The organism is Micromonospora sp. ATLC16 (assembly GCF_057196645.1).
On sequence record NZ_JBXUOW010000036.1, the window covers coordinates 13,425 to 35,141 of the forward strand.

The 21,717-nt window shown below is 72.1% G+C and carries 23 protein-coding genes; 20 read left to right on the forward strand and 3 right to left on the reverse strand.

The window, feature by feature from the left end:
* Positions 1–150: 150 nt before the first annotated feature.
* From AC2CHE_RS16730 to AC2CHE_RS16770, 9 genes are all read left to right on the forward strand, one after another.
* Complete coding sequence (locus AC2CHE_RS16730) at positions 151–780, forward strand: RNA polymerase sigma factor (protein WP_484505808.1); 630 nt, start codon at positions 151–153, stop codon at positions 778–780.
* 19 nt (positions 781–799) lie between these two features.
* The gene (locus AC2CHE_RS16735) at positions 800–1,525 is read left to right on the forward strand and encodes a hypothetical protein (RefSeq protein ID WP_484505809.1); all 726 of its coding nucleotides are present in this window, start codon (positions 800–802) and stop codon (positions 1,523–1,525) included.
* 289 nt (positions 1,526–1,814) lie between these two features.
* Positions 1,815–3,050, forward strand: a complete 1,236-nt coding sequence (gene egtA / locus AC2CHE_RS16740; RefSeq protein ID WP_484505810.1) for an ergothioneine biosynthesis glutamate--cysteine ligase EgtA — start codon at positions 1,815–1,817, stop codon at positions 3,048–3,050.
* Complete coding sequence (gene egtB, locus AC2CHE_RS16745) at positions 3,047–4,381, forward strand: ergothioneine biosynthesis protein EgtB (protein ID WP_484505811.1); 1,335 nt, start codon at positions 3,047–3,049, stop codon at positions 4,379–4,381. Before egtA ends, egtB begins: the two co-directional genes overlap by 4 nt.
* 22 nt (positions 4,382–4,403) lie before the next feature.
* Positions 4,404–5,150: an ergothioneine biosynthesis protein EgtC gene (gene egtC / locus AC2CHE_RS16750; protein WP_484505812.1), complete on the forward strand. Its 747-nt coding sequence runs from the start codon at positions 4,404–4,406 to the stop codon at positions 5,148–5,150.
* Positions 5,151–5,204: 54 nt separating this feature from the next.
* On the forward strand, positions 5,205–6,170 hold the full coding sequence (egtD, locus tag AC2CHE_RS16755) for an L-histidine N(alpha)-methyltransferase (RefSeq protein ID WP_484505813.1): 966 nt from the start codon (positions 5,205–5,207) through the stop codon (positions 6,168–6,170).
* 269 nt (positions 6,171–6,439) lie between these two features.
* Complete coding sequence (locus AC2CHE_RS16760) at positions 6,440–7,027, forward strand: TMEM165/GDT1 family protein (protein WP_484505814.1); 588 nt, start codon at positions 6,440–6,442, stop codon at positions 7,025–7,027.
* A 95-nt stretch (positions 7,028–7,122) separates the two neighbouring features.
* Positions 7,123–7,473, forward strand: a complete 351-nt coding sequence (locus AC2CHE_RS16765) for a DUF1622 domain-containing protein (RefSeq protein ID WP_484505815.1) — start codon at positions 7,123–7,125, stop codon at positions 7,471–7,473.
* Positions 7,470–7,763, forward strand: coding sequence for a hypothetical protein (locus tag AC2CHE_RS16770; protein WP_484505816.1), 294 nt, complete (start codon positions 7,470–7,472; stop codon positions 7,761–7,763). Before AC2CHE_RS16765 ends, AC2CHE_RS16770 begins: the two co-directional genes overlap by 4 nt.
* A gap of 13 nt (positions 7,764–7,776) precedes the next feature.
* Here AC2CHE_RS16770 and nhaA read toward each other — a convergent pair whose 3' ends face one another.
* Positions 7,777–9,108 (reverse strand): Na+/H+ antiporter NhaA, encoded by a 1,332-nt coding sequence (gene nhaA, locus AC2CHE_RS16775; RefSeq protein ID WP_484505817.1) that lies wholly within the window; start codon positions 9,106–9,108, stop codon positions 7,777–7,779.
* A 371-nt stretch (positions 9,109–9,479) separates the two neighbouring features.
* Here nhaA and AC2CHE_RS16780 point away from each other — a divergent pair, with 371 nt between their 5' ends.
* Positions 9,480–10,946 (forward strand): tyrosine-protein kinase domain-containing protein, encoded by a 1,467-nt coding sequence (locus tag AC2CHE_RS16780; protein ID WP_484505818.1) that lies wholly within the window; start codon positions 9,480–9,482, stop codon positions 10,944–10,946.
* Here the strand turns inward: AC2CHE_RS16780 and AC2CHE_RS16785 are convergent.
* Positions 10,927–11,481 carry an arsenate reductase/protein-tyrosine-phosphatase family protein gene (locus AC2CHE_RS16785; RefSeq protein WP_484505819.1) on the reverse strand — a complete coding sequence of 185 codons (555 nt, stop codon included), beginning with the start codon at positions 11,479–11,481 and terminating at the stop codon, positions 10,927–10,929. The two genes, AC2CHE_RS16780 and AC2CHE_RS16785, sit on opposite strands and share 20 nt — an antisense overlap.
* Before the next feature lie 162 nt (positions 11,482–11,643).
* Between AC2CHE_RS16785 and AC2CHE_RS16790 the strand changes: the two genes are divergently transcribed.
* The 6 genes from AC2CHE_RS16790 (at position 11,644) to AC2CHE_RS16815 (ending at position 17,406) form a co-directional block, all read left to right on the forward strand.
* The gene (locus AC2CHE_RS16790; RefSeq protein ID WP_484505820.1) at positions 11,644–12,897 is read left to right on the forward strand and encodes a glycosyltransferase family 4 protein; all 1,254 of its coding nucleotides are present in this window, start codon (positions 11,644–11,646) and stop codon (positions 12,895–12,897) included.
* Positions 12,898–12,977: 80 nt separating this feature from the next.
* Positions 12,978–14,762: a DUF4012 domain-containing protein gene (locus AC2CHE_RS16795; RefSeq protein ID WP_484505821.1), complete on the forward strand. Its 1,785-nt coding sequence runs from the start codon at positions 12,978–12,980 to the stop codon at positions 14,760–14,762.
* Between the two features lie 13 nt (positions 14,763–14,775).
* Entirely contained in the window at positions 14,776–15,402 is a 627-nt protein-coding gene (locus AC2CHE_RS16800) for a hypothetical protein (RefSeq protein ID WP_484505822.1), read from the forward strand.
* A gap of 3 nt (positions 15,403–15,405) precedes the next feature.
* Positions 15,406–15,657, forward strand: coding sequence for a hypothetical protein (locus tag AC2CHE_RS16805; protein ID WP_484505823.1), 252 nt, complete (start codon positions 15,406–15,408; stop codon positions 15,655–15,657).
* Positions 15,658–15,742: 85 nt separating this feature from the next.
* On the forward strand, positions 15,743–16,693 hold the full coding sequence (locus AC2CHE_RS16810) for a pirin family protein (RefSeq protein ID WP_484505848.1): 951 nt from the start codon (positions 15,743–15,745) through the stop codon (positions 16,691–16,693).
* Positions 16,694–16,995: 302 nt separating this feature from the next.
* The gene (locus AC2CHE_RS16815; RefSeq protein WP_484505824.1) at positions 16,996–17,406 is read left to right on the forward strand and encodes a DUF2267 domain-containing protein; all 411 of its coding nucleotides are present in this window, start codon (positions 16,996–16,998) and stop codon (positions 17,404–17,406) included.
* Positions 17,407–17,483: 77 nt separating this feature from the next.
* Here AC2CHE_RS16815 and AC2CHE_RS16820 read toward each other — a convergent pair whose 3' ends face one another.
* A complete protein-coding gene (locus AC2CHE_RS16820; protein ID WP_484505825.1) occupies positions 17,484–18,650 on the reverse strand; it encodes a CaiB/BaiF CoA transferase family protein in 1,167 nt (388 codons plus the stop codon).
* Positions 18,651–18,893: 243 nt separating this feature from the next.
* Between AC2CHE_RS16820 and AC2CHE_RS16825 the strand changes: the two genes are divergently transcribed.
* The 4 genes from AC2CHE_RS16825 to AC2CHE_RS16840 all read left to right on the forward strand — a co-directional run bounded on the left by AC2CHE_RS16825 (position 18,894) and on the right by AC2CHE_RS16840 (position 21,611).
* Positions 18,894–19,907, forward strand: a complete 1,014-nt coding sequence (locus AC2CHE_RS16825; protein ID WP_484505826.1) for a TerC/Alx family metal homeostasis membrane protein — start codon at positions 18,894–18,896, stop codon at positions 19,905–19,907.
* A 78-nt stretch (positions 19,908–19,985) separates the two neighbouring features.
* The gene (locus AC2CHE_RS16830) at positions 19,986–20,585 is read left to right on the forward strand and encodes a sulfite oxidase-like oxidoreductase (RefSeq protein WP_484505827.1); all 600 of its coding nucleotides are present in this window, start codon (positions 19,986–19,988) and stop codon (positions 20,583–20,585) included.
* Between the two features lie 8 nt (positions 20,586–20,593).
* The gene (locus AC2CHE_RS16835) at positions 20,594–21,316 is read left to right on the forward strand and encodes a ferredoxin reductase (protein ID WP_484505828.1); all 723 of its coding nucleotides are present in this window, start codon (positions 20,594–20,596) and stop codon (positions 21,314–21,316) included.
* A 13-nt stretch (positions 21,317–21,329) separates the two neighbouring features.
* On the forward strand, positions 21,330–21,611 hold the full coding sequence (locus AC2CHE_RS16840; protein WP_484505829.1) for a DUF6510 family protein: 282 nt from the start codon (positions 21,330–21,332) through the stop codon (positions 21,609–21,611).
* Positions 21,612–21,717 lie beyond the last annotated feature (106 nt).

Here is a 21,717-nt window from a genome sequence, read left to right on the forward strand (position 1 = left end):
CGTTGTCGGCGAGAATTCGCCACCGGGCCGTACGAGCCCGGTTCGTTCAGTTCGACGGGGGTGGGGTGCGGAACGCGGAGTGGGCCGAGCCGACGCGTGCCGCCGTTCGGTGTGCCGCCAGGAAGCGGCCGGCGGGTCGGCGGTGCGACCGTGACCGGTGACCTGGACCAGCTGGTGGCGGCCGCTCGGGCCGGTGACGAGGACGCCTTCCGTCACCTGTACCGCAACCTGCAGCCCGGGCTGCTGCGCTACCTGACCGCCCTGGTCGGTGCGGACGCCGAGGACGTCGCGTCGGAGACCTGGTTGCAGGTGGCCCGCGACCTGCCCACCTTCACCGGCGGTGAGTTTCGTGCCTGGGCCGTCACCATCGCCAGGAACCGGGCGATGGACCACCTGCGCCGGCAGCGCCGTCGCCCCGCCCTGCCGGTGCCCGTGCAGGAACTCAGCGAGTTGGCCGGGGATGCGGACACCGCCGAACGGGCGGGCGAGAGTCTCGGCACCGAGGCCGCGCTCGCGATGATCGCCAGCCTGCCGCCCCGGGAGGCCGAGGCGGTCCTGCTGCGTGCCGTGATCGGGCTCGACGCCGAGACCGCCGGGCGGGTGCTCGGCCGTCGGGCCGGTGCGGTGCGTACCGCCGCCCACCGTGGCCTGCGCCGGCTGGCCGTTATGCTGGACCAGCGAGCTGCCAGCACCGCACCCGACGATGTCCCGACCGCGGCCGACATCCGGGCACGGCGACGCGCCGGCCTGCCGCCGCAGACCGAACCGGTGGACGGCTGACATGCGTGGACTCCGAGTGATGCTGAGCCGTTCGCGGCGCGGTGACCACGAGCGGCTGCTGGACGCCGCCTCGCACGCCCGACCCACCCGGACGGCGCTGGATCCGAATGGCCCGCTCGCCGACCTGTTGCGGGCCGCGGCCGGTCCGGTCCAGGAGCGGGAACTGGCCGGCGAGGAGGCCGCAGTCGCGGCGTTCCGCACCGCCCGCGAACCCGGCGCGGCGGTGTCGACCCCCCGGCGACGACGGCACCGGTTCACGGTCGGCATGGTGGCCTGGGTCGCCGGGCTGGCGGCCACCGCCACCGCGGGCGTGGCCCTGGCGGCGGCCGGTCTGGACGGCTCCGGCCCGGCCTCGGCACCGGTTGTCACCAGCCCCGCCGCGCCGGCATCCAGCACCGAGGCCACCCCGTCCGGGGAGGCCGTTCCCACCGGCGAGGCCACCGCGGCCCCGACCGAGAGTCCGACCGGTGACTCGGCCTCCCCGCCCGCGCAGTCGCCGAGCGCCTCGGTGACACCGGGTCCCGGGGCCAGCGGGAACATCGGCCCCGGCAACTCGGACAACACCACCGACCGTCCGGGCCTGTGCCGGGCCTATCTGGCCAAGACGGCACGGCAGCGGGAACGGGCCCTGCGTACGCCGGCCTTCGAGGAACTCGTGGTCGCGGCCGGCGGCGTGGAACACGTCGAGGAGTACTGCCACGGCCTGCGGGCCGACCCGGAGCCGACCGGAAGCGCCGCCGGCTGAGTCACACCTCGGTCCGGCGGTCCGCGCGAAGATGCACCACCCCGATCCCGGGCCGAATTCGAACGAATCGTTAAATCCCTGCGCGCACGGTTGTCCCCTGATACACAGATGGTGGCGGGATCGCCGACTCCGACCCCGGGCGAATCGCCTCGTCACCTGCCGTGGACGGCGACGTGTGTCCGGCGTTCGGAGCCGGTGCGTTAACACCGTGCGGTTCAGGTTCACGAGGTTTCGATGTCACCGGGGTGGGCTACCGTGGCGGTGGATCGATCGGGGAGGGAAGCCACGCATGGTGATGTCACCGGAGGTGGACCGGATCCCGGTGCTGCGGGACCGTGCCGCCGCGGCCCGGCACCTCGCCCGGATCTGTTTCAAGACCGGTCCACCTACCCTCACCGGGGTCGAGCTGGAATGGACGGTCCACGACGCGGTCGATCCGGTGCGCTCCGTCGACGCCGCACGGCTACGCGCGGCACTGGGGCCGTACGGACCCACCACGCTGGACCCGACCAGCCCGGCCCGGCGCCTGCTCCAGGGCGGCGCGATCACCGTCGAGCCCGGTGGCCAACTGGAGATCTCCACCCCGCCACGAACCGGTGTCGCCGCGCTGATCGAGGCCACCCAGTCCGACGTGGCGCAGGCCACCACACTTCTGAACGCCGCCGGCCTGACTCTCGGCCGGGCCGGCATCGACCCGTACCGACATCCCCGGCCGGTGATCGACACTCCCCGCTATCGCGCCATGCGCCAGGTCTTCGACCGTCGCGGGCCCGACGGGCGGACGATGATGTACAGCACGGCCGGTCTGCAGATCTGTCTCGACGCCGGGCAGCCCGAGCAGTTGCCGGCCCGTTGGCAACTGGTACACGCGGTCGGGCCGCCTCTGCTCGCCGCCTTCGCAACCGCCACTCGGCACGCCGGCCGTGACACCGGCTGGGCGTCGGCCCGGATGGGCGCGTGGTGGCGCATCGATCCCGCCCGCACCGCCCCGGTCTGGACGCCTGCCCTGACCGACCGGGATCCGGTCGCCGCCTGGACGGCCTACGTGCTGGCCGCGCCGCTGCTCTGCGTCCGTGGCGACGGTCCGGACTGGACAGCTCCGCCGGACGTCACGTTCGCCGACTGGCTCGACGGGGCGCTGCACCGACGGCCCCGCGTCGACGACCTGGAATACCACGTCAGCACGCTCTTTCCGCCGGTGCGGCCACGCGGCTACCTGGAGGTCCGTTACCTCGACGCCCAACCGGGACGGGGCTGGATCCTGCCGTTGGCGGTGCTCAGCGCACTGCTCAGCGGCCCCGACACGATCGCCGCCGCGATGGCGGTGACCGCGTCCGCCGCCGACGGCTGGCACCGCGCCGCGCGGTACGGGCTGCGGGACGCCACCCTGGCCCGGGCCGCCGCTCATCTGTTCGACCTGGCCCGGACCGCGCTGCCGCGGCTGGAACTGCCGCCCGGCCTGCACCGGGATATCGACCACGGATTACGACGGCGGCGCGACGCCGCAGAAGGGAGTCAGCGGTGACCGACACCGGCATCGACCGCGACGCCGAGGGGCTGCGCGGCCGGATCGCGGCGGAACTGGCCCGTACCCGCGCCCGCACCGCCCGGCTGACCGAGGCGGTGGACGACGCCGACCTGATGCGTCAGCACTCACCGTTGATGTCCCCGCTGGTGTGGGACCTGGCGCACGTGGGCAACCAGGAGGAGCTCTGGCTGGTGCGCGACGTCGGCGGGCGGGAGCCGGTCCGGTGCGACATCGACGACCTGTACGACGCGTTCAAGCAGCCGCGTCGGGACCGCCCCTCGTTGCCGTTGCTGCCGCCGCCGGAGGCCCGGGCGTACGTGGCCACGGTCCGGGAGAAGGTGTACGACCTGCTCGATCGTGTCACCTTCGACGGCGATCGGTTGGTCGCCGACGGCTTCGCCTTCGGCATGATCGTGCAGCACGAGCAGCAGCACGACGAGACGATGCTCGCCACCCACCAGTTGCGTTCCGGCCCCGTGGCACTGCACGCGCCACCGCCACCGGAGCCGACGGTACGGGTGCCCGCCGAGGTGCTGGTGCCCGCCGGCCCGTTCGTGATGGGTACCGACACCGACCCCTGGGCGCTGGACAACGAGCGCCCCGCCCACCGGGTGGACCTGCCCGCGTACGTCATCGACGCCGCACCGGTGACCAACGGCGCGTACCGCGCGTTCATCGCCGACGGGGGATACGACGACCCGCGCTGGTGGACCGAGGCGGGCTGGCGGCATCGCCGGCAGGCCGGGCTCGCCGCGCCGATGCACTGGCGGCGGGACGGCGACGGCTGGTCCTACCGGCGGTTCGGCCGGTGGGATCGGGTCCGCGACGACGAGCCCGTGGTGCACGTCTGCTTTCACGAGGCGCAGGCGTACGCCACCTGGGCGGGCAAGCGGCTGCCCACCGAGGCGGAGTGGGAGAAGGCGGCCCGGTGGGATCCGGCGACCGGCCGGTCCCGGCGCTATCCGTGGGGCGACGACGACCCCACCTCCGCGCACGCCAACCTGGGCCAGCGGCACCTGTCGCCGGCACCGGTGGGCGCCTACCCGGCAGGGGTCTCGCCGTTCGGGGTGCACCAACTCGTCGGCGACGTGTGGGAATGGACCGCCACCCCCTTCCGGGGCTATCCGGGCTTCGCCGCCTTTCCCTATCGGGAATACTCCGAGGTCTTCTTCGGCGACGACTACCAGGTGCTGCGGGGCGGCTCCTTCGGCACCGACCAGGCGGCCTGCCGCGGCACGTTCCGCAACTGGGACTATCCCATCCGGCGGCAGATCTTCAGCGGCTTCCGCTGCGCCCGGGACGCCCGGCCCGACGAGGCGCATCGGTGACGGCCGGGAAGCCGGTCGCCTGATGTGTCGACACCTGGCCTATCTGGGGCCACCGGTGACCCTGCGGGAGCTGCTGCTCGATCCGCCGCACTCACTGCTGCGCCAGTCCTGGGCCCCACGCGACATGCGCGGCGGGGGGACCATCAACGCCGACGGGTTCGGCGTCGGGTGGTACCCGGACGGCGAGACGCCGGTGCGGTACCGCCGGGCGCAGCCCATCTGGAGCGACCCGACCATCGCCGAATTGGCGGCGGTCACGTCCTCCGGCGCGGTGCTGGCCGCCGTCCGCTCGGCCACCGTCGGCATGGCGATCGTCGACAACGCCGCCGCGCCCTTCGCCGATGGGCGGTGGCTGTTCAGTCACAACGGGGTGGTGCGGGGCTGGCCCGACTCCATGGTCCCGCTCGCCGCCGAGCTACCCGTACGGGACCTGCTCACCCTCGACGCGACGACCGACTCGGCACTGCTGTGGGCACTGGTCCGGGCCCGGTTGCGTGCCGGTGTCGGGCCGGCCCGGGCGGTCGCCGAGACGGTGACCTCGGTGGCTGCGGCGGCGCCCGGCTCCCGGCTCAACCTGCTGCTCACCGACGGACGCACGGTGGTCGCCAGCGCGGCCGGGCACGCCCTGTCACTGCGGGCCACGCCCGCGTCGGTGCTGCTGGCCTCCGAACCGCACGACGACGGACCGGGCTGGCGCGAGGTGCCAGACGGGCAGCTCGTGCAGGCCACGGCGACCGATCTGCGCCAGCAGGCACTGGCGGCCTGGTGAGAAGACGGGCCGGGTCCGTAGGCACCTGGCAGACACGACGGAAGGGAACAGCAGATGGGCGCTGAGCCGCTCGAGATCCACCTCGACGACCGGGACATCAGCCGCACCCTGCGAAGGGATGTCCGTATCGGGTTGACCGCCGCGGCGAAGTGGCTGCCGCCGAAGTGGTTCTACGACTCCCGGGGCAGCGAACTCTTCGACGAGATCACCCGACTGCCCGAGTACTACCCGACCCGGGCCGAGCGGGCCGTCCTGGCCGCGCAGGCGACGGAGATCGCCGAGCTGACCGGCGCGAAGACCCTCATCGAGCTGGGGTCCGGTTCCTCGGAGAAGACCCGCCTGCTGCTGGACGCCTTCACCGAGCGCGGAGGGCTCGGCACCTTCGTGCCGCTGGACGTCTCGGCCAGCGCGCTGGCCGGGTCCACCGCCGCCCTCGCCGCCGACTACCCGGGGCTGCGGGTGCGCGGCATCGTCGGGGACTTCACGCGCCACCTGGAGCACCTGCCGACCGGCGGGCGGCGGCTGGTCATTTTCCTCGGTGGCACCATCGGCAACCTGCTGCCGGAGGAACGGTCGGAGTTCGTTGCCGGGATGCGGGCCGCGCTGGAGGCGGGTGACTGGCTGTTGGTCGGCACCGACCTGGTCAAGGATCCGGCGGTGATCGTGCCGGCGTACGACGACGCGGCAGGGGTGACCGCGGAGTTCAACCGCAACGTGTTGCGGGTGCTCAACCGGGAACTCGGCGCCGACTTCGATCCGGCGCGGTTCGCCCATGTCGCGCTCTGGAATCCGGAACAGGAGTGGATCGAGATGCGGCTGCGGGCGGAGCGGTCCATGCGGGTGACGGTGCTGGACCTCGGCGTCGACTTCGCCGCCGGTGAGGACCTGCGTACGGAGGTGTCGGCGAAGTTCCGCCCGGAGGGGATCTCGGGCGAGTTGGCCGCCGGTGGTTTCCGTACCGAGCGGTTCTGGACCGATCCGGGTGGCCTGTTCGGGGTGACCCTCGCGCGCGCCGAATGAGCGCTGCCCGTCGGCGGCAGCTGATCGGCTCGGGACCGGGGTTCGGCGGCCGTCACGCCGGACCCCGGCGATCCGGGCAGGAACGATCGGCTAGGCTGGGCGCAGCGAAGGGGAGTAGCCCATAACGTCGTGGTCGACATACTGGTGCGTCACGCATCCGGCCACCCGGCCTCGTTCCGGCGAGGCGGGCGAGACCTTCGACCCAGGCTGTTGCGGCCGGGTCGAGGGCGCCCCAGCACCTTCTCCCGGCCTGATCCGGGAAGGACATCATGGACGGGTTCCTCGCCGCGCTGGTGATCAGCTTCGGCGTCGTCTTCGTTGCCGAACTGGGAGACAAGTCCCAGCTCATGGCCTTGGCCTTCGCCACCAGGTATCGCACGGCGCCGGTGCTGATCGGCATCACCGTCGCCACCACGGCGGTGCACCTCGCCTCGGTGGCGATCGGCCACGGCCTCGGCGCGGCCCTGCCGACCGGCTGGATCTCGCTGCTGGCGGGTCTGGCCTTCCTCGGCTTCGGCGCGTGGACGCTGCGGGGCGACCGGCTCACCGCCGACGACGAGCGCCGGGCCGCCCGTGGTGGCAGATCAGCCGTGATCACCGTCGGCGTCGCCTTCTTCCTCGCCGAGTTGGGCGACAAGACGATGCTCGCCACCATCACGCTGGCCACCCAGTACGGCTGGTTCGGCACCTGGATCGGCTCGACGATCGGCATGGTCGCGGCGGACGCGTTGGCGATCATCGCCGGTCGGCTGCTCGGCCGGAAACTGCCGGAACGGACCATCAGGTACGGCGCCGCCACACTCTTCGCCATCAGCGGTGTCTGGCTCGTCGTCGACGCGGTGGTTCAGTTGCGCTGACCTCCGTCGTCGCCTGCCCGACGACCACGCTGACCGGCCCGACGTCGTGCGGCCCGGTGTCGACTACCTGAAGGCAGGCCGGGTAAGGCACCGGAGTGGACGTCGAGGTGATCCTCCAACGGGGCCACGAGTTGCTGGTGACCGGGGTGGAACTCGTCGGCGCGTTCGTCATCGTCGTCGGTGCGACCCTGGCCGCGCTGCGGTTCGTGATCGACGGGCTGCGTCACCGCGACGCCGCGGTGTTCACCCGGATCCGGCTGTCCCTCGGGCGCTTCCTCACCCTCGGCCTGGAGTTCCAGCTGGCCGCGGACATCCTGCGTACCGCGCTGTCGCCGACCTTTGCGCAGATCGGCCAACTGGCCGCAATCGCCGCCATCCGGACGGTGCTGAACTACGTACTGGACCGAGAGATCGAACACGAGCAGCGGCAGGTCGACGACCGATGAGGATGCTGCTGTCCGCTCTCATCACGGCGTTCGGTGTGCTCGGTGCGACGGTGGCGTTGCTGACCACCGGCTCCCGCGCGACGGCCCTGGGGGTGCTGCTCGACATGCTGCTCGCCGCCGGCCTGCTGCGGCTGGCCGGGGAGCAGTCCTGGACGGAGATCGCCGTACTGGTGGTGATCGTGGCCCTGCGCCTGCTGGTGCGTACCGTGCTGACCGCGGATTTCCGCCGGTCGTCGAGAGACGGAAACGCCCGGCCGAGCGGGTCGATCGGGCGTTTCCCGGGTGGGTGAGCGGAGATCGTCGTCAGCCGGCGGGCTTCTGGTAGACGTCCGGCACACCGTCATGATCCTGGTCGACCTGCTCCTTGAGGGCGATCGCCCGGTACACCTTGTTGCGCCGCCGGAGCACCACGGTGGCCAGCAGCGCCGAGATCAACGAGCCGGCCAGCACCGCCGCCTTGACGTTGTCGCCCTCGGTGCCGTCGGAACCGAAGGCCAGATCCCCGATGAGCAGCGAAACGGTGAAGCCGATACCGGCCAGCAGCGATACGCCGAGCAGGTCAGACCAGCTGATGTCCTCGTCCAGGCTGGCCCGGGTGAACCGGGCCAGCAGGAAGGTGGAGCCGAGAATGCCGACGCACTTGCCGACGACGAGACCGAGCACGATGCCGAGGACGATCGGGTCGGTGACCAGCGCGCCGAGGTCCGCGCCGCGCAGCGAGACACCGGCGGCGAAGAACGCGAAGACCGGCACCGCGAAGCCGGCCGAGACCGGTCGCCACTTGTGCTCCAGGTGCTCGGCGAGCCCGGGCATCGGGCGACGTCCGTCGCCGCCCTTGCCGGCGAGTACCGGCACGGTGAAGCCGAGCAGCACGCCGGCCACCGTGGCGTGCACTCCGGAGGAGTGCACCAGGGTCCAGGCCACCACGGCCAGCGGGATGAGCGCCCACCACCAGGTGCGGCGCCGCTGCACCAGCAGGCCGAACAGGGCGATCGGCACCAGGGCGCCGAACAGCGGAAGCACGCTGAAGTCATCGGTGTAGAAGACCGCGATGATGGTGATGGCCAGCAGGTCGTCGACCACGGCCAGGGTGAGCAGGAAGGCCCGCAGTCCTTGCGGCAGGTAGGCCCCGATCACCGCCAGCACCGCCAGCGCGAACGCGATGTCGGTGGCGGTCGGGATCGCCCAACCGCGCAGCCCGTCGCCACCGCCGGCGAGGTTGACGGCCACGAAGATCAGCGCCGGTACGACCATTCCGCCGACCGCAGCCACCACCGGCAGCGCCGCCCGCCGCGGGTCGCGCAATTCGCCGGCGACGAACTCGCGCTTGAGCTCCAGCCCGACCACGAAGAAGAAGATGGCCAGCAGGCCGTCGGCCGCCCAGGTGGTCAGGTCGAGGTCGAGGTGCAACGCCTCACCCCCCGACCAGGGCACCCATCGTCCCAGTTCCGCGTAGGCGTCACCCCACGGTGAGTTGGCCCAGACCAGCGCGATCACGGCACCGAGGAGCAGCAGGGCGCCACCGACGGTCTCCGTGCGCAGCACGTCGGCCAGGAAACGCGCCTCGGTCCAGGAGGTGCGGGCGAAGAGGCCGCGCACGCCACGGTGCTCGGGCGGCGGAGTCTGATCGGTCATACGTGAGGTCCACCTCGTCGGTCGGAGGGCAGCACGGCACCATCGCCGACCAGGCTTCCCGGCACACCCGTGCAAGACCCTATCCAGTGCCGACTGCCGTCGCGAGCGGGGCGAACGCGACTCTTCCCACAGGAGGGGCGAGGAGTCACCCAACGTGCTCGGCGAAGACACCGCATCTTTTCCGGGTCGGAGCGATTCCGACAGACCCCCGGTCCGGTTGGTCACTGCGGGCACGATCCGCCATTGGGAAAATACCTAACTCCGGACATAAGCGGCATGAGCGGCTTTAATGGTTTCACGAGATGTGAGTCGACCTTGGGGGTTTTCGTGAAGTTCTTTGGCGTTACCGGCCCGGTACGGAGGCCCGCCTGATGGACCTGTACCGCCAACTACGCCTGGTGCGCCGGCACTGGTGGATCGTCCTGGTCACCCTGATGGTGGCCCTGGGCGTGACCGCGTTGGTCACCGTGCGGGCCCAGCCTCGCTACGTCGCCTCGGTCACCTTCTTCGTCACCACGCCGAGCCAGGGTGTCACCGATGCCTACCAGGGCGGGCTCTTTCTCCAGCAGCGGGTGAAGTCCTACGCGGAGCTGCTGAACAGCGACCGGCTGGCGCAGGCCGCAGTGGCCGACAACCAGCTCGGGCTGACCGCGGAGGAGATCCAGCGTCGGGTCGGCACCTCCACCGAGACCGGCACGGTGCTGCTGCGGGCGTCGGTGACCGACACCGACCAGACCCGGGCGTTGCGGGTGACCGAGGCGCTCTCGGCGAAGTTCGTCGAACTCGTACAGAAGGTCGAGGCGCGGCCGGACGGCAGTCCGGGGCCGATCAAGATCGAGGTGGTCAGTGGGCCACGGGTGACCCCGACGCCGGTGTCGCCGCAGCCGGTACGCAACACCGTGATCGGTGCCCTGCTCGGCCTGCTGGCCGGCGTCGGTCTGGCGATCCTGCGTGGCATGGCCGATGTCCGGCTGCGCGACGCGGCCGGGCTGCAGCGGGTGACCGGCAGCCCGCTGCTCGGCGAGATCCCGATCGACACCGGCGCGCGGTCGGCCCCACTGATCGTCGGCGAGGCCGCCACCTCGGCGCGGGCCGAGGCCGTCCGCAAGCTGCGGACGAACCTGCGCTTCGTCGACGTGCACGAGCCGGCCCGGGTCATCGCGGTCACGAGCGCCCTGCAGGGCGAGGGTAAGACCACCCTGTCGTGCAACCTCGCGATCGCCCTGGCCGAGGCGGGCTGGCGGGTCCTGCTGGTCGACGCCGACCTGCGTCGACCGAAGGTGGGCGACTATCTGGGCATCGACCCGGGGGTGGGTCTGACCGACGTGCTCGTCGGCGACGTGCAGGTGGGCGACGTGGTGCAGCGCTGGGGCGACAAGTCGCTGCTCGTGCTGCCCAGCGGCTCGGCGCCGCCCAACCCGAGCGAGCTGCTCGGCTCCAAGGCCATGTCGGACCTGCTGCTTGCCCTGCGGGAGTCCGCCGACATCGTGATCATCGACACCGCGCCGCTGCTCGCGGTCACCGACGGTGTGGTGGTCGCCGTGCAGGCCGACGGCGCGCTGCTGGTCACCCAGCAGGGACGTACCTCGCGGGCGCAGGTGGCGGCAGCCGCTCGGGCCCTGCACTCGGTCTCGGTGCGGATGCTCGGCTGTGTGCTCAACATGGCCCGGGTGCCCAAGGCCGAGGCGTACCAGTACGAGGCCTACCGGGTGGTCGCCGCCGCGGCCGGTGGCCAGTCGGTGCCGACGGACCGCAGCAGGAGTGGCCGGCACGCCGAGGGGGCCCACACCGGCGAGTCGGGCGACCACACGCAGGAACTCACCCGGCTGTCCCGATGAGCGTGGCCAGGGGGCGCAGCGCCCGGTCGATCTCCTCCGCGCAGCGTCGGAAGTCCTCCGGGGTGCCCCCCACCGGGTCACGCAGGTCGTCGACATCGGCGGGGGCGGGCTGCAACCGCCCCCGGGCCAGCGCGGCGGCGGCCACCGCGGCCCGTACCGGATCGTCCTGCTCGTCCAGCGGTGGTTCGGCCGCCGCGGCGAGCCGGCCGAACTGGCGCAGCGTGAACGTCCGGTGCAGCGCCGCCGGCGCCAACGCGGTGCAGATGGAGCGCTGGCGCCGGGTGGCGGTCAGCACCAGCACCGCCCCGGTGAGGTGTTCCGGTAGCAGCCGCCGGCTGCGGAAGGTCGCCGGGTCGTCACCGGTCCCGGCGGCGATCGCCGCCGCGTACGGATGCATGGCCAGGCCCTCGACGGCGTCGGTGCCGGCGCTGGCCACCGTCACCGGTCGCCCGGTGAGCAGGCGACGGGCGGCGTACTCGGCCATCGGTGACCGGCAGAGGTTGGCGTGGCAGACGAACAGCACCCCGCTGAGCATGTGGAACCCCCTGGACGACGCGGTCGCGGGCGGTGGCACCGCGACGTGGGACGGTCGCCGGCGGCGTCCGCCCGGTGAGGGGATGTCGAGATCGTACGCAGTCGTCGCGTCCCCGGTACCGGGCGGCGCGCCGAACCGATGCGCGGGGACGGGGGTGTCCGGGTGCGAATCGGGATGGTGACATACCACTTTCCACCGGAGCCGGCGTTCATCCCCGGCAGCCTCGCGGAGGAACTCGCCGGGCGGGGGCACGAGGTGCGGGTCCTCACCGGGTTCCCGGACTATCCGGGTGGGCACGTCTACCCGGGGTGGCGGCAGCGCTGGCACCACGAGACCCGAAGCCGGGGGCTGACCGTGCGCCGGGTGCCCCGTCACAGCACCGGCGACGTCACCGTACGCGGCCGGATGACCTCCTGGCTGACCTTCGCCGGCAGCGCGGCGCTGGTGGGTCGCCGGTTCCTGGCCGGTGTGGACGTGCTGTACGTGCATCAGCCGCCGGCCGCCGCGTTCGCCTCTGCGGCCCTGCTGCGCCTGCTCGGTCCGGTGGCGCTGGTACTGCACGTGCCGGACGTCTGGGCCGAACAGGTCCCCGAGGCCGTCGACGACGGACGGTGGGCGGCGCGGGTGCGGGCGGCCACCCTACGGACCTACCGCGCCGCCAGCCGGGTCGCGGTCACCACGCCGTCCCTGCGGGACGCGGTGGTGGCGGACGGGATCGACCAGGCGCGGGTCCGAGTGGTGCTCAACTGGACCGATGAGCGGATCTTCCGTCCGGTCTCGGCCAGTCCGGCCGCCCGGAGACTGGTCCGCCGGGACGAGCGGTGCGTGGTGATGCACGCCGGCACCATCGGTGTGCGACAGGGACTGGACACGGCGGTACGCGCGGCGGCGGCCCTCAGTGAGACGGTGGACCTGGTCCTGGTCGGCTCGGGCTCCGACGAGCGGCGGGTGCGGGGCCTCGCCGCCGAACTGCGGGCCGACAACGTCCGGTTCGTGGACCGGCGCTCCCCGTTGGACATGCCCGAGCTGTACGCCGCCGCCGACTACCAGTTGGTGATGGCGCGCGATCTACCGGAGCTGCGCAGCAGCGTGCCGGCCAAGCTTCAGGCGGCCCTGTCCTGCGGCGCACCGGTGGTCGCCTCGGCCGGCGGCGACACCGCGACCCTGGTCGAGCGGGTTCGGGCGGGGCTGTCCTGCCCGCCGGAGGACTGGGCCAGCCTGGCGGATCGGCTGTGGCTGGCGGCGCAGATCCCCGTTCCGGCGCGGGCCGAGATGGGTCGGCGCGGCCGGGAGGCGTACCTGCGGGAGATGTCGCTGCCGTCTGGCGTCGATCGGATCGAGGAACTGCTGCGCGAGGCGGCGGCCGTCGCCAGCGGACGTACCGGGAAACCCGAGCGAACCTCTCGTAATGCCTGATCCCGTCATTAACACACCGAAATGGTCGTTAGGTGTTAAGAACGATGGGGTCTTCTGTCCTTTTCGGGAAGAGGTGTGACGTGTCGAAGAGCGAAAGCCCTCGGCGGCGGCGTAGCCGATCCCGCCGTCGCCGGCACGCCCGAACGCGTCGCATCCTGCTGACCACGTTGGTGGTGGGCTCGCTGCTGCTGGGTCTCACCGGGTGGGTCGGCTTGCGCGGCTGGCAGGCGCGCGCCCACCTGGTCAACGCCGCCGGCCTGGCCGGTGAGCTGAGCGCCCAGTTGGTCGGTGGCGACACCGCACGCGCCCAGCGGACCCTCGCCGCCTTGCAGGAGCAGTCCGGCGCGGCGCGGCGGGCCACCGGGGACCCCGGGTGGTGGCTCGGCCGGCAGGCTCCCGTGGCTGGAGCGAACCTCACCGCGGTCCGGCGGATCGCCATCGCCATCGACGACCTGGCCCGCCAGGCGTTCCCGGCGCTGCTCCGCGTCGACCTCGGCGGGCTGATCCCCCAGGAGGGTCGGCTGGACCTCGAAGGGCTGCGTACCGTCGCCGACGATCTGGTCGCGGTGCACGCCACGGTGCAGCGTACCCGCACGGACCTGGCCGAGGTCTCCGGCGACCGGCTGGTCGGGCAGGTCCGGCGTGCCCTGGCGGAGTTGCGTGGCGAGATCGACCGGTTGGCCGCAATGACCTCGGCGGCGCACCGGGCGAGCCGCCTGTTGCCGCCGTTGCTCGGCGTGGATGGACCGCGACGGTATCTGCTGGTGTCACAGAACCCCGCGGAACTGCGCGCGACCGGCGGCATGTTCGGCGCGTTCGCGGTGATCGAGGCGAACAAGGGCCGGGTGAAGCTGGGCGCCCAGGGCAGCAGTTCGAATCTCGGCCGGTTCGAGCAGCCCTTGAAGATCCCCGCCGAGGTGCGTGCCCTGTGGGGGGAACTGCCCGGCATCTATCCGGCGGACGTCAACCTCAGCCCGCATTTCCCGACCGCCGCCGCGCTGTACCGGGAGATGTACCGGCGGCACAGCGGGGAGCGGGTGGACGGCGTCCTCGCCGTCGACCCGGTGGTGCTGTCGTACCTGCTGAAGGCCACCGGGCCGGTGCGGGTCCCCGGCGGGGTGGCGTTGAGTGCCGAGAACGCGGTCCGGACCCTGCTCAGCGACACCTACCAGCGGATGAGCCCGAAAGAACAGGACGGTTTCTTCGCGGGCGCGGCAGCTACCGTCTTCGACACGCTTTTTTCCCGTAACGTGCACCCTAATGGGTTGTTGTCTGCATTAGACAGGTCCATACGAGAACGTCGGATATTGTTCTGGAGTGCCCGACCGGAGGAACAGCGGACGTTCGGCGACAGCCGGATGGCCGGGACGCTTCCGGAGCAGGACGCCGTGCCCACGGTCGGCGTGTTTCTCAATGACGGCAGTGGCGCGAAGCTCGGCTACTACCTCCGGCAGACCGCCGACCTGACGGTCGGTGACTGCCACGCCGACGGTCGTCGGGAGCTGAGCCTGCGGGTGACGCTTCGGTCCACCGCACCGGCCTCGGGGCTCAGCGGGTCGGTTCTCGGCCTCGGCCGGGCCGGAGATCCCTACACCACCCGGACCCTCGTGTCGGTGTACGGCCCGACCGGCGGGGCGGTGCTCGACACCCGCCTCGACGGTGCCGAGACCTCGGTGGGCAACGGCACCGAGCGGCGGCGACAGGTCGCCACCGTGAACGTCGAGATCGGACCGGGCGGGACCCGCACATTGGAGGTCTCGCTGCTGACCGGCGAGACGGATAGCGGTACGGCCGAGCTGTGGCTGACTCCGACCGCCACCCCATGGACCACCCGAGTTGTTACCGCACCAAGCTGTTCTCAGTAGGAGGGAACGAACCATGCGGCTTTCCCGCATCATCATGGCGCTCACGGTCGGTCTGGCCGTGGTGGCCGTGCCGACCGCGGCGGGGGCGGCACAGCCGCAGCCGACGCCATCTGTCGACGGCACGCCCCAGCCACCGCCTTATCCGCCGGTGCTCGCGTCGCTGACGGTGAACCGACCCACCATCTTCCTCGGTGAGACGGTCATCCTCACCGGCCGCAACTTCGGGCCGAACGAGACGGTCGACATCGTCGTCTCGGTGTCGCCGCTGGCCGCACCGGCCGCCGGTACGGCCCGGCGCAGCGACGGCAGCACCGTCGCCATGGCACCGGTGGCCTTCCAGGCCAGCGCGCCGTTGAGCTTCACCGCCCGGACCAACTCCGACGGGGTCTTCACCCGGCGGTACAAGCCGTCGGTGACCGGCCTGCTCACCTTCACCGCGACCGGGCGGGAGTCCGGCCGTACCGCCTCGACCCAGCTGCGGGTACTGCCCAACAAGAAGCCAAACCTGCCGGTTACCGGCAGCAGTCTGGACACGCCGATGAAGGTCGGCGGCGGACTCGTCGCCGCCGGCGCGGTCCTGCTGCTCGGCACGCTGGCCTGGCGGCGGCGCAACCGCTTCGGTACGGATGGCGCGAACTGATCCATGACTCCGGGCAGTGCCCGGATCACGAAGGTACCGGTGCCCGCCGCCCCCTCCGACGGGCACCGGTACCCGTCTGCGTCCGGCCCTAGCGGATCTCCGCCGGCCTGCGAGAGGCACCACCGGACCGGCGAGCGCCGCGACGGCCTCGCCCTGGGTACGGTGCTCGGCTCACCGGGCTGGGACCGGGCCTCCGAACGGATTTTCCTGGTCCTGGTGGCCGGCGCCAACGTGGTGACCGTACGCGGTGGCTGAGCCTCCTCGCGGGGGTGCCCGCTCGCGACGGCCGGGCGGGCGGCCGGGGCGGACGTAGAGTCGACCCGTGGAGCGTGCCGAAGCGATGCCTGCCGAGACCCGTCCGCCCGGTGTGGCGACGGTCGATCCCGGCAGCGTGCTGCTGCCCGGCCACGATGTGCCGCTGGGGCGCTACACCACGGTGCGTCGGCTGCTGCCGCAGCGCACCCGCCGACTGGTCGGGGCGTGGTGCTTCGTCGACCATTTCGGCCCCGACGATGTGGCCCAACGGCCCGGCATGGAGGTGCCGCCGCACCCGCACACCGGTCTGCAGACCGTGACCTGGCTGCTCGACGGCGAGATCCTGCACCGCGACAGCCTCGGCAACCAGCAGCCGATCCGTCCCGGCCAACTCAACGTGATGACCTCGGGTCACGGCATCGCCCACTCCGAACGCTCACCGGCGCAGCATCCGCCCCTGATGCACGGGGTGCAGCTGTGGGTGGCGTTGCCGGACGAGGCCCGAGCCGACGCGGCCGACTTCGCCCACCACGCTGACCTGCCCCGGTGGCGCGACGGGGACCTCGACGTCACCCTGCTGGTCGGGGAACTCGCCGGGGAACGCTCGCCAGCCCGGGTGCACACCCCGCTGCTCGGCGCGCAACTGGACTTGGCCGGATCGGCGGTGGCCGGGCTGCCGCTGCGGCGGGACTTCGAGTATGCGCTGCTGGCCCTCGACGGCGTCGGCGAGGTCGACGGCCTGCCGCTGGCGTCCGGGGCGCTGCTCTGGCTCGGCGCCGGGCGGGACGCGCTGCACCTGCGCGGCGAGCCGGGTAGCCGGTTCATGCTGCTCGGTGGCACACCGTTCGAGGAGCCGCTGGTGATGTGGTGGAACTTCGTCGGCCGGGACCACGACGAGATCGTCGCCGCCCGGGAGGACTGGATGGCCGGGCGGCGGTTCGGGGTCGTGGCAGGCGACCCGGACCCGCCGTTGCCCGCACCGGCGCTGCCCACCGTCCGGCTCAAGGCCCGCGACCGTTCCGGCGGCTTCCACTAGTACGCCGCCCCGAGCTGACCGAATGAGGCCCTTCGCCGGCACCCGCCGTCCGTTCGGCTGATGGCCTGCGATAAGCTGACGGCAGTAACACACAGCCACCCGGTTCGGGTGGCTGTCGGCCGCTTGGTGGCCGCGACCCGGTTCGGGTGCGCCGCTGCCAGGGCAGGCGGTTACGCAGGGGCGCCCCCGGCAGCGGTTCGCTGCCGGGGCGCCTCCCTGTCCACCGGCGAGTCGAGACCCGGTGGGCCCTCGCCGTTTTCGCATCGGGCGGGTGGGTAAGCGCCGGCCGGAGGGGGTACGCGATGAACTACGACACGTTCGTCGACCAGGTCGCCCAGCGCACCGCCACGTCGTCGTCGCGGGCGGTGGAGCTGATCCGGGCGACGCTGGAGACGCTGGCCGAGCGGCTGACCGGTGGCGAGGTGCTGGACCTGGCCGTGCAGCTGCCCGCCCCGCTGCGGCTGCCGATGCGCCCGACACCGGACATCGAGGCGGCGGAGCGCTTCGGCGCCGCCGAGTTCGTCGCCCGGGTCGCGGTCCGCGCCGGGGTGGCCGAGCCGGCTGCCAGGGACACGGTCCGCGCGGTCTTCACCACGCTTCGGGAAGCGGTTACCGGCGGCGAATTCGACGAACTGGTGGTCCAGTTGCCCCGCGACTACCGCGACATGGTCGAGCCCGCCCTGGCGCCCGGCGCGACGCTGCGGCGCGGCTGACAGGCTGTCGGCGCAGCCCGCCGCGAGCGCCGACCCGCCGGTCGGGCCGCGCCTCGCTTCGACATGATCGACAGGGCCTAGCCGATCGCTCCGCTGGCGCGCAGCCGGCTGACCTGGTCCCGGTCGAAGCCGGCCTCGCCGAGAATCTCGTCGGTGTGTTCGCCCGGCCAGGGCGGCGGCCGGCGGATCGCGGCGGGGGTGGCGGAGAACCGGGGTGCCGGCGCCGGCTGGACGACCCCGTCGCGGAGCACGAACGTGTGCCGGGCGGCCAGGTGCGGGTGCTCCGGGGCCTCCCGCCAGTCCAGCACCGGCGCGGCGCAGGCGTCGGAGGCGGAAAGCAGCGTGGCCCACTCGTCCCGGGTACGGGTGCGGAACAGCCGCGCCCAGGCGGCCCGCAACGCCGGCCAGTTCGCCGGCTCGGTGCGGTCGACCGGTTCGTCCGGCGGCAGCGGGAAGCCGGTGAGCCGCACCAACTCGTCGTAGAAGCGCGGCTCCAACGCGCCGACGGCGAGATACCGCCCGTCGGCGCACTCGTAGGTGTCGTAGAAGGGGGCACCGCCGTCGAGCAGGTTGACTCCGCGCGGGTTCTGCCACATGCCGAGCCGGTGCAGGGCGTGGATCTGGGTGCTGAGCACCGCGACCCCGTCCACGATGGCCGCGTCGACCACCTGGCCGGTGGCGCCCCCGCGCACCGCGTACAGCGCGGAGACGACGCCCAGGGCGAGCATCATCCCGCCACCGCCGAAGTCGCCGAGCAGGTTCATCGGCGGCACCGGAGGCTCACCGACCCGTCCGATGCCGTGTAACGCGCCGGTCAGCGCCAGGTAGTCGATGTCGTGCCCGGCGTACGGGGCGTTCGGGCCGTCCTGGCCCCAGCCGGTCATCCGGCCGTAGACCAGTCCCGGGTTGACCGTGTGACACTCGGCCGGGCCGATGCCGAGCCGCTCGGTGACGCCGGGCCGGAACCCCTCGATGAGGACGTCGGCGTGGCGGACCAGCGCCAGCACCACCTCGCGTCCGTCGGCGGACTTCAGGTCGACCGCGATCGAGCGGCGCCCCCGGTTGAGCAGATCGGGGTGTGGAGTGCCGAAGGCCGTGCGATCCACCTCGGTGACCCGGTCGACCCGGATCACGTCGGCGCCGAGGTCGGCGAGCATCATGGCGGCGAACGGCCCGGGACCGATCCCGGCCAGTTCCACCACGCGTACGCCGGACAGCGGGCCGGTCGCCAGGTCTGCGGTCACCGGGTCACGATAGGCGCTCACCTCGCGTCCGTCCGGCCGCCCGCCGAGAGCGAAGCCACCAGGCCCGACAACGCCCCGCCTGGCGGGCGGAATTCGGCTGTCCTAACCTTGTCAGCACGAGGGGAGTACTTCCCAAAAACCATGCCGGTCAGTACGGCGCGCCCGGAGCGCGCCTCGGGTGGTTGCCCAGGAAACGTTGGGTGAAGGAGACCTCGAACATGACACGGTGTTCGAGGAGGCCCCATGTCCGATTTGTCTGTTGCGGCTGGTCTGCAGTCGGTGGGCACGCCCTCGCTGTGGGCGATCACCATACTTGGCGTGCTCGCCCTGCTGGTGCTGGACTTCCTGGTGACCCGACGCCCGCACGAGGTGTCGCTCAAGGAGGCACTCGGCTGGACCGCCTTCTACATAGCCCTGCCACTGGCCTTCGGGGCCTGGGTCTGGCACCGCTACGGCTCCGAGCGCGGCTTCGAGTACCTCACCGGGTACCTGGTCGAGAAGTCGCTGTCGGTCGACAACCTCTTCGTCTTCATGCTGCTGTTGGCCGCCTTCGCGGTGCCGGCCGTGCTGGCCCAACGGGTGCTGCTGTTCGGCATCACCGGAGCGCTGGTGCTGCGTGGCGGGTTCATCGCCCTCGGCGCCGCGGCCCTGCAGAGCCTGGACTTCGCTTTCCTGATCTTCGCGTTGATCCTGCTGTTCACCGCCGCGAAGCTGCTCCGCGACGCGTTCACCGGGCACGAGCAGACGGTGGACATCGGCACCATGCGCTCGGTGCGACTGCTGCGCCGATTCATGCCGGTGGTCCACGAGTACCACGGCACGAAGATGACCGTGCGGGTCGACGGGCGTCGGGCGCTCACCCCGCTCGCGCTGGTGGTGGTGGCGGTGTTCGCCACCGACGTGGTCTTCGCCGTCGACTCGGTACCGGCGGTGTACGGCATCACCGAGGACCCGTACCTCGTCTTCGCCACCAACGCCTTCGCCCTGCTGGGCCTGCGGGCGCTGTACTTCGTGCTGCACGCTGCGCTGAGCCGCCTGGTCCACCTCACCTACGGCCTGGCCACCATCCTGGCCTTCATCGGCATCAAGCTCGGCCTGCACTGGGCGCACGGTGTCTGGGAGGGCGTCCCGGAGATCCCCACGGTGGCCTCGTTGCTGGTCATCGTCGGCGTGCTGACCGTGGTCACGTTCACCAGCCTGCGGGCGACCCGCAACGTGGTGCCGGGCGCCAAGGAGGTCGTCACCGAACGCAAGTGAGAGCCTGCCGGCCCGGGCCGGCGACACCGCGCCGGTCGAACCCGCGCATGGCGGTCTCCGCCGTGGTAGGACTGAGCGGTGGGTATCGTCACACCGGGCTTCCAGGGACGGCCGCGCGCCGACGCCCCGGATCTGCCTCCCGGCCAGTACCTGACGCCTGACTTTCCCGTGCTCTCCGCCGGCCCGACCCCACGGGTGCCCCGCGACCAGTGGGAGTTCGTGATCAGCACCGAGACCGGTACGGAGCACCGGTGGAGCTGGGGCGAGATGATGACGCTGCCCCAGGAGACGCCGACCGTCGACATCCACTGCGTCACCCGGTGGTCCAAGCTCGGCACCACCTGGCGGGGCGTCTCGCTGGACACTCTGCTCGACGGCGTGGACACCGCCGCCGACTACGCCCTCGCGCACTCCTACGGCGGCTACACCACCAACCTCCCGCTGGAGGACCTGCGTGACGGGCAGGCCTGGCTGGTGCACACCTACGACGGTGACGACCTGCCGGCCGAGCACGGCGGGCCGGCGCGGCTGATCGTTCCCCACCTCTACTTCTGGAAGTCCGCCAAGTGGGTGCGGGGCATCCACCTCACCGTCGATGACACCCCGGGTTTCTGGGAGACCGCCGGCTACCACGACTACGGCGACCCGTGGCGTGAGCAGCGGTACCAGGGCGATTGAGCGGCCGGATGAGCTGGCGGGCGGCCCGGTTGGTGGAAGATCGGGTCGAGACGCCCACGGCGCGGACCCTGGTGCTGGAGGTGCCGGGCTGGCCGGCCCACCTGCCCGGCCAGCATGTCGACATCCGGCTGACCGCGCCGGACGGTTACCAGGCCGCCCGGTCGTACTCGCTCGCCGCCCCCGCCGACGGTGACCGGATCGAGGTGTCCGTCCAGCGGGTGTCCGACGGCGAGGTGTCGCCGTTCCTGGTGGACGCATACCGCGAGGGTGACCCGGTCGAGGTGCGCGGCCCGGTTGGCGGCTGGTTCGTCTGGCGGCCACAGCAGACCGAACCGGTGCTGCTGGTCGCCGGGGGATCGGGGGTCGTCCCGCTGATGGCCATGATCCGCAGCCGGCGGGCGGCCGGAAGCCGGGCGCCGTTTCGGCTGATCTACTCCGTCCGCACCCCCGGCGACGCCTTCTACACCGACGAGCTGCGGCGACGGGTACGCGACGACGCCGGTCTCGACGTGGCGTACGTGTACACCCGGCAGGCGCCCGAGGGCTGGCGCGGCGAGCCGCACCGGCTCGGCCTCGCCGACGTCAACATCCACGGCTGGCCGCCGGAGCTGGAGCCGTTGGTGTACGCGTGCGGGCCCACCGCTTTCGTGGAGACCGTCTCCGACCTGCTCGTCGGGCTGGGCCACCCGGCACGGCGGGTCCGCACCGAACGTTTCGGCCCGACCGGTTGAGAGGAGACCGCGGATGACCGCGCTGCCCTACGTGGACGGCAACATGCTCGACGGTCCGTTGGGGGAGGTGTTCGCAGTCGACCTGAGCAGCGCCACCGCCCGGTGCGCCCACTGTGGCACCCCCGGTCCGGTGGCCGGCCTGCGGGTCTACTCGCACGCGCCCGGTCTGGTGGGTCGCTGCCCCACCTGCGTCGAGGTGATGGTGCGGCTGGTACGCGCGCCCGACCGCGCCTGGCTCGACCTGCGCGGCGCCACCTTCCTCCAGTTCCCGATGCCCCCCGAACAGACGCGCTAGATTCCGCGATCTTGCACTTCCGGTCGCCATTTTGCGGTCTTTATGCCGGTCTGACCCGATGAGAAGTGCAAGATCGACGGGGGAAGTGGACGTTTGCCGGCGGAGA

Coding starts and splice junctions, on each gene's coding strand:
- AC2CHE_RS16785 (WP_484505819.1), bottom strand. CDS start 11,481: ATGCTCAGCGGGGTGCTGTTCGTCTGCCACGCCAACCTCTGCCGGTCA.
- AC2CHE_RS16760 (WP_484505814.1), top strand. CDS start 6,440: ATGGACGGGTTCCTCGCCGCGCTGGTGATCAGCTTCGGCGTCGTCTTC.
- AC2CHE_RS16840 (WP_484505829.1), top strand. CDS start 21,330: ATGACCGCGCTGCCCTACGTGGACGGCAACATGCTCGACGGTCCGTTG.
- AC2CHE_RS16800 (WP_484505822.1), top strand. CDS start 14,776: ATGCGGCTTTCCCGCATCATCATGGCGCTCACGGTCGGTCTGGCCGTG.
- egtA (WP_484505810.1), top strand. CDS start 1,815: ATGGTGATGTCACCGGAGGTGGACCGGATCCCGGTGCTGCGGGACCGT.
- AC2CHE_RS16735 (WP_484505809.1), top strand. CDS start 800: ATGCTGAGCCGTTCGCGGCGCGGTGACCACGAGCGGCTGCTGGACGCC.
- egtC (WP_484505812.1), top strand. CDS start 4,404: ATGTGTCGACACCTGGCCTATCTGGGGCCACCGGTGACCCTGCGGGAG.
- AC2CHE_RS16825 (WP_484505826.1), top strand. CDS start 18,894: ATGTCCGATTTGTCTGTTGCGGCTGGTCTGCAGTCGGTGGGCACGCCC.
- AC2CHE_RS16810 (WP_484505848.1), top strand. CDS start 15,743: ATGCCTGCCGAGACCCGTCCGCCCGGTGTGGCGACGGTCGATCCCGGC.
- AC2CHE_RS16835 (WP_484505828.1), top strand. CDS start 20,594: ATGAGCTGGCGGGCGGCCCGGTTGGTGGAAGATCGGGTCGAGACGCCC.
- nhaA (WP_484505817.1), bottom strand. CDS start 9,108: ATGACCGATCAGACTCCGCCGCCCGAGCACCGTGGCGTGCGCGGCCTC.
- AC2CHE_RS16770 (WP_484505816.1), top strand. CDS start 7,470: ATGAGGATGCTGCTGTCCGCTCTCATCACGGCGTTCGGTGTGCTCGGT.
- AC2CHE_RS16780 (WP_484505818.1), top strand. CDS start 9,480: ATGGACCTGTACCGCCAACTACGCCTGGTGCGCCGGCACTGGTGGATC.
- AC2CHE_RS16805 (WP_484505823.1), top strand. CDS start 15,406: ATGACTCCGGGCAGTGCCCGGATCACGAAGGTACCGGTGCCCGCCGCC.
- AC2CHE_RS16815 (WP_484505824.1), top strand. CDS start 16,996: ATGAACTACGACACGTTCGTCGACCAGGTCGCCCAGCGCACCGCCACG.
- egtD (WP_484505813.1), top strand. CDS start 5,205: ATGGGCGCTGAGCCGCTCGAGATCCACCTCGACGACCGGGACATCAGC.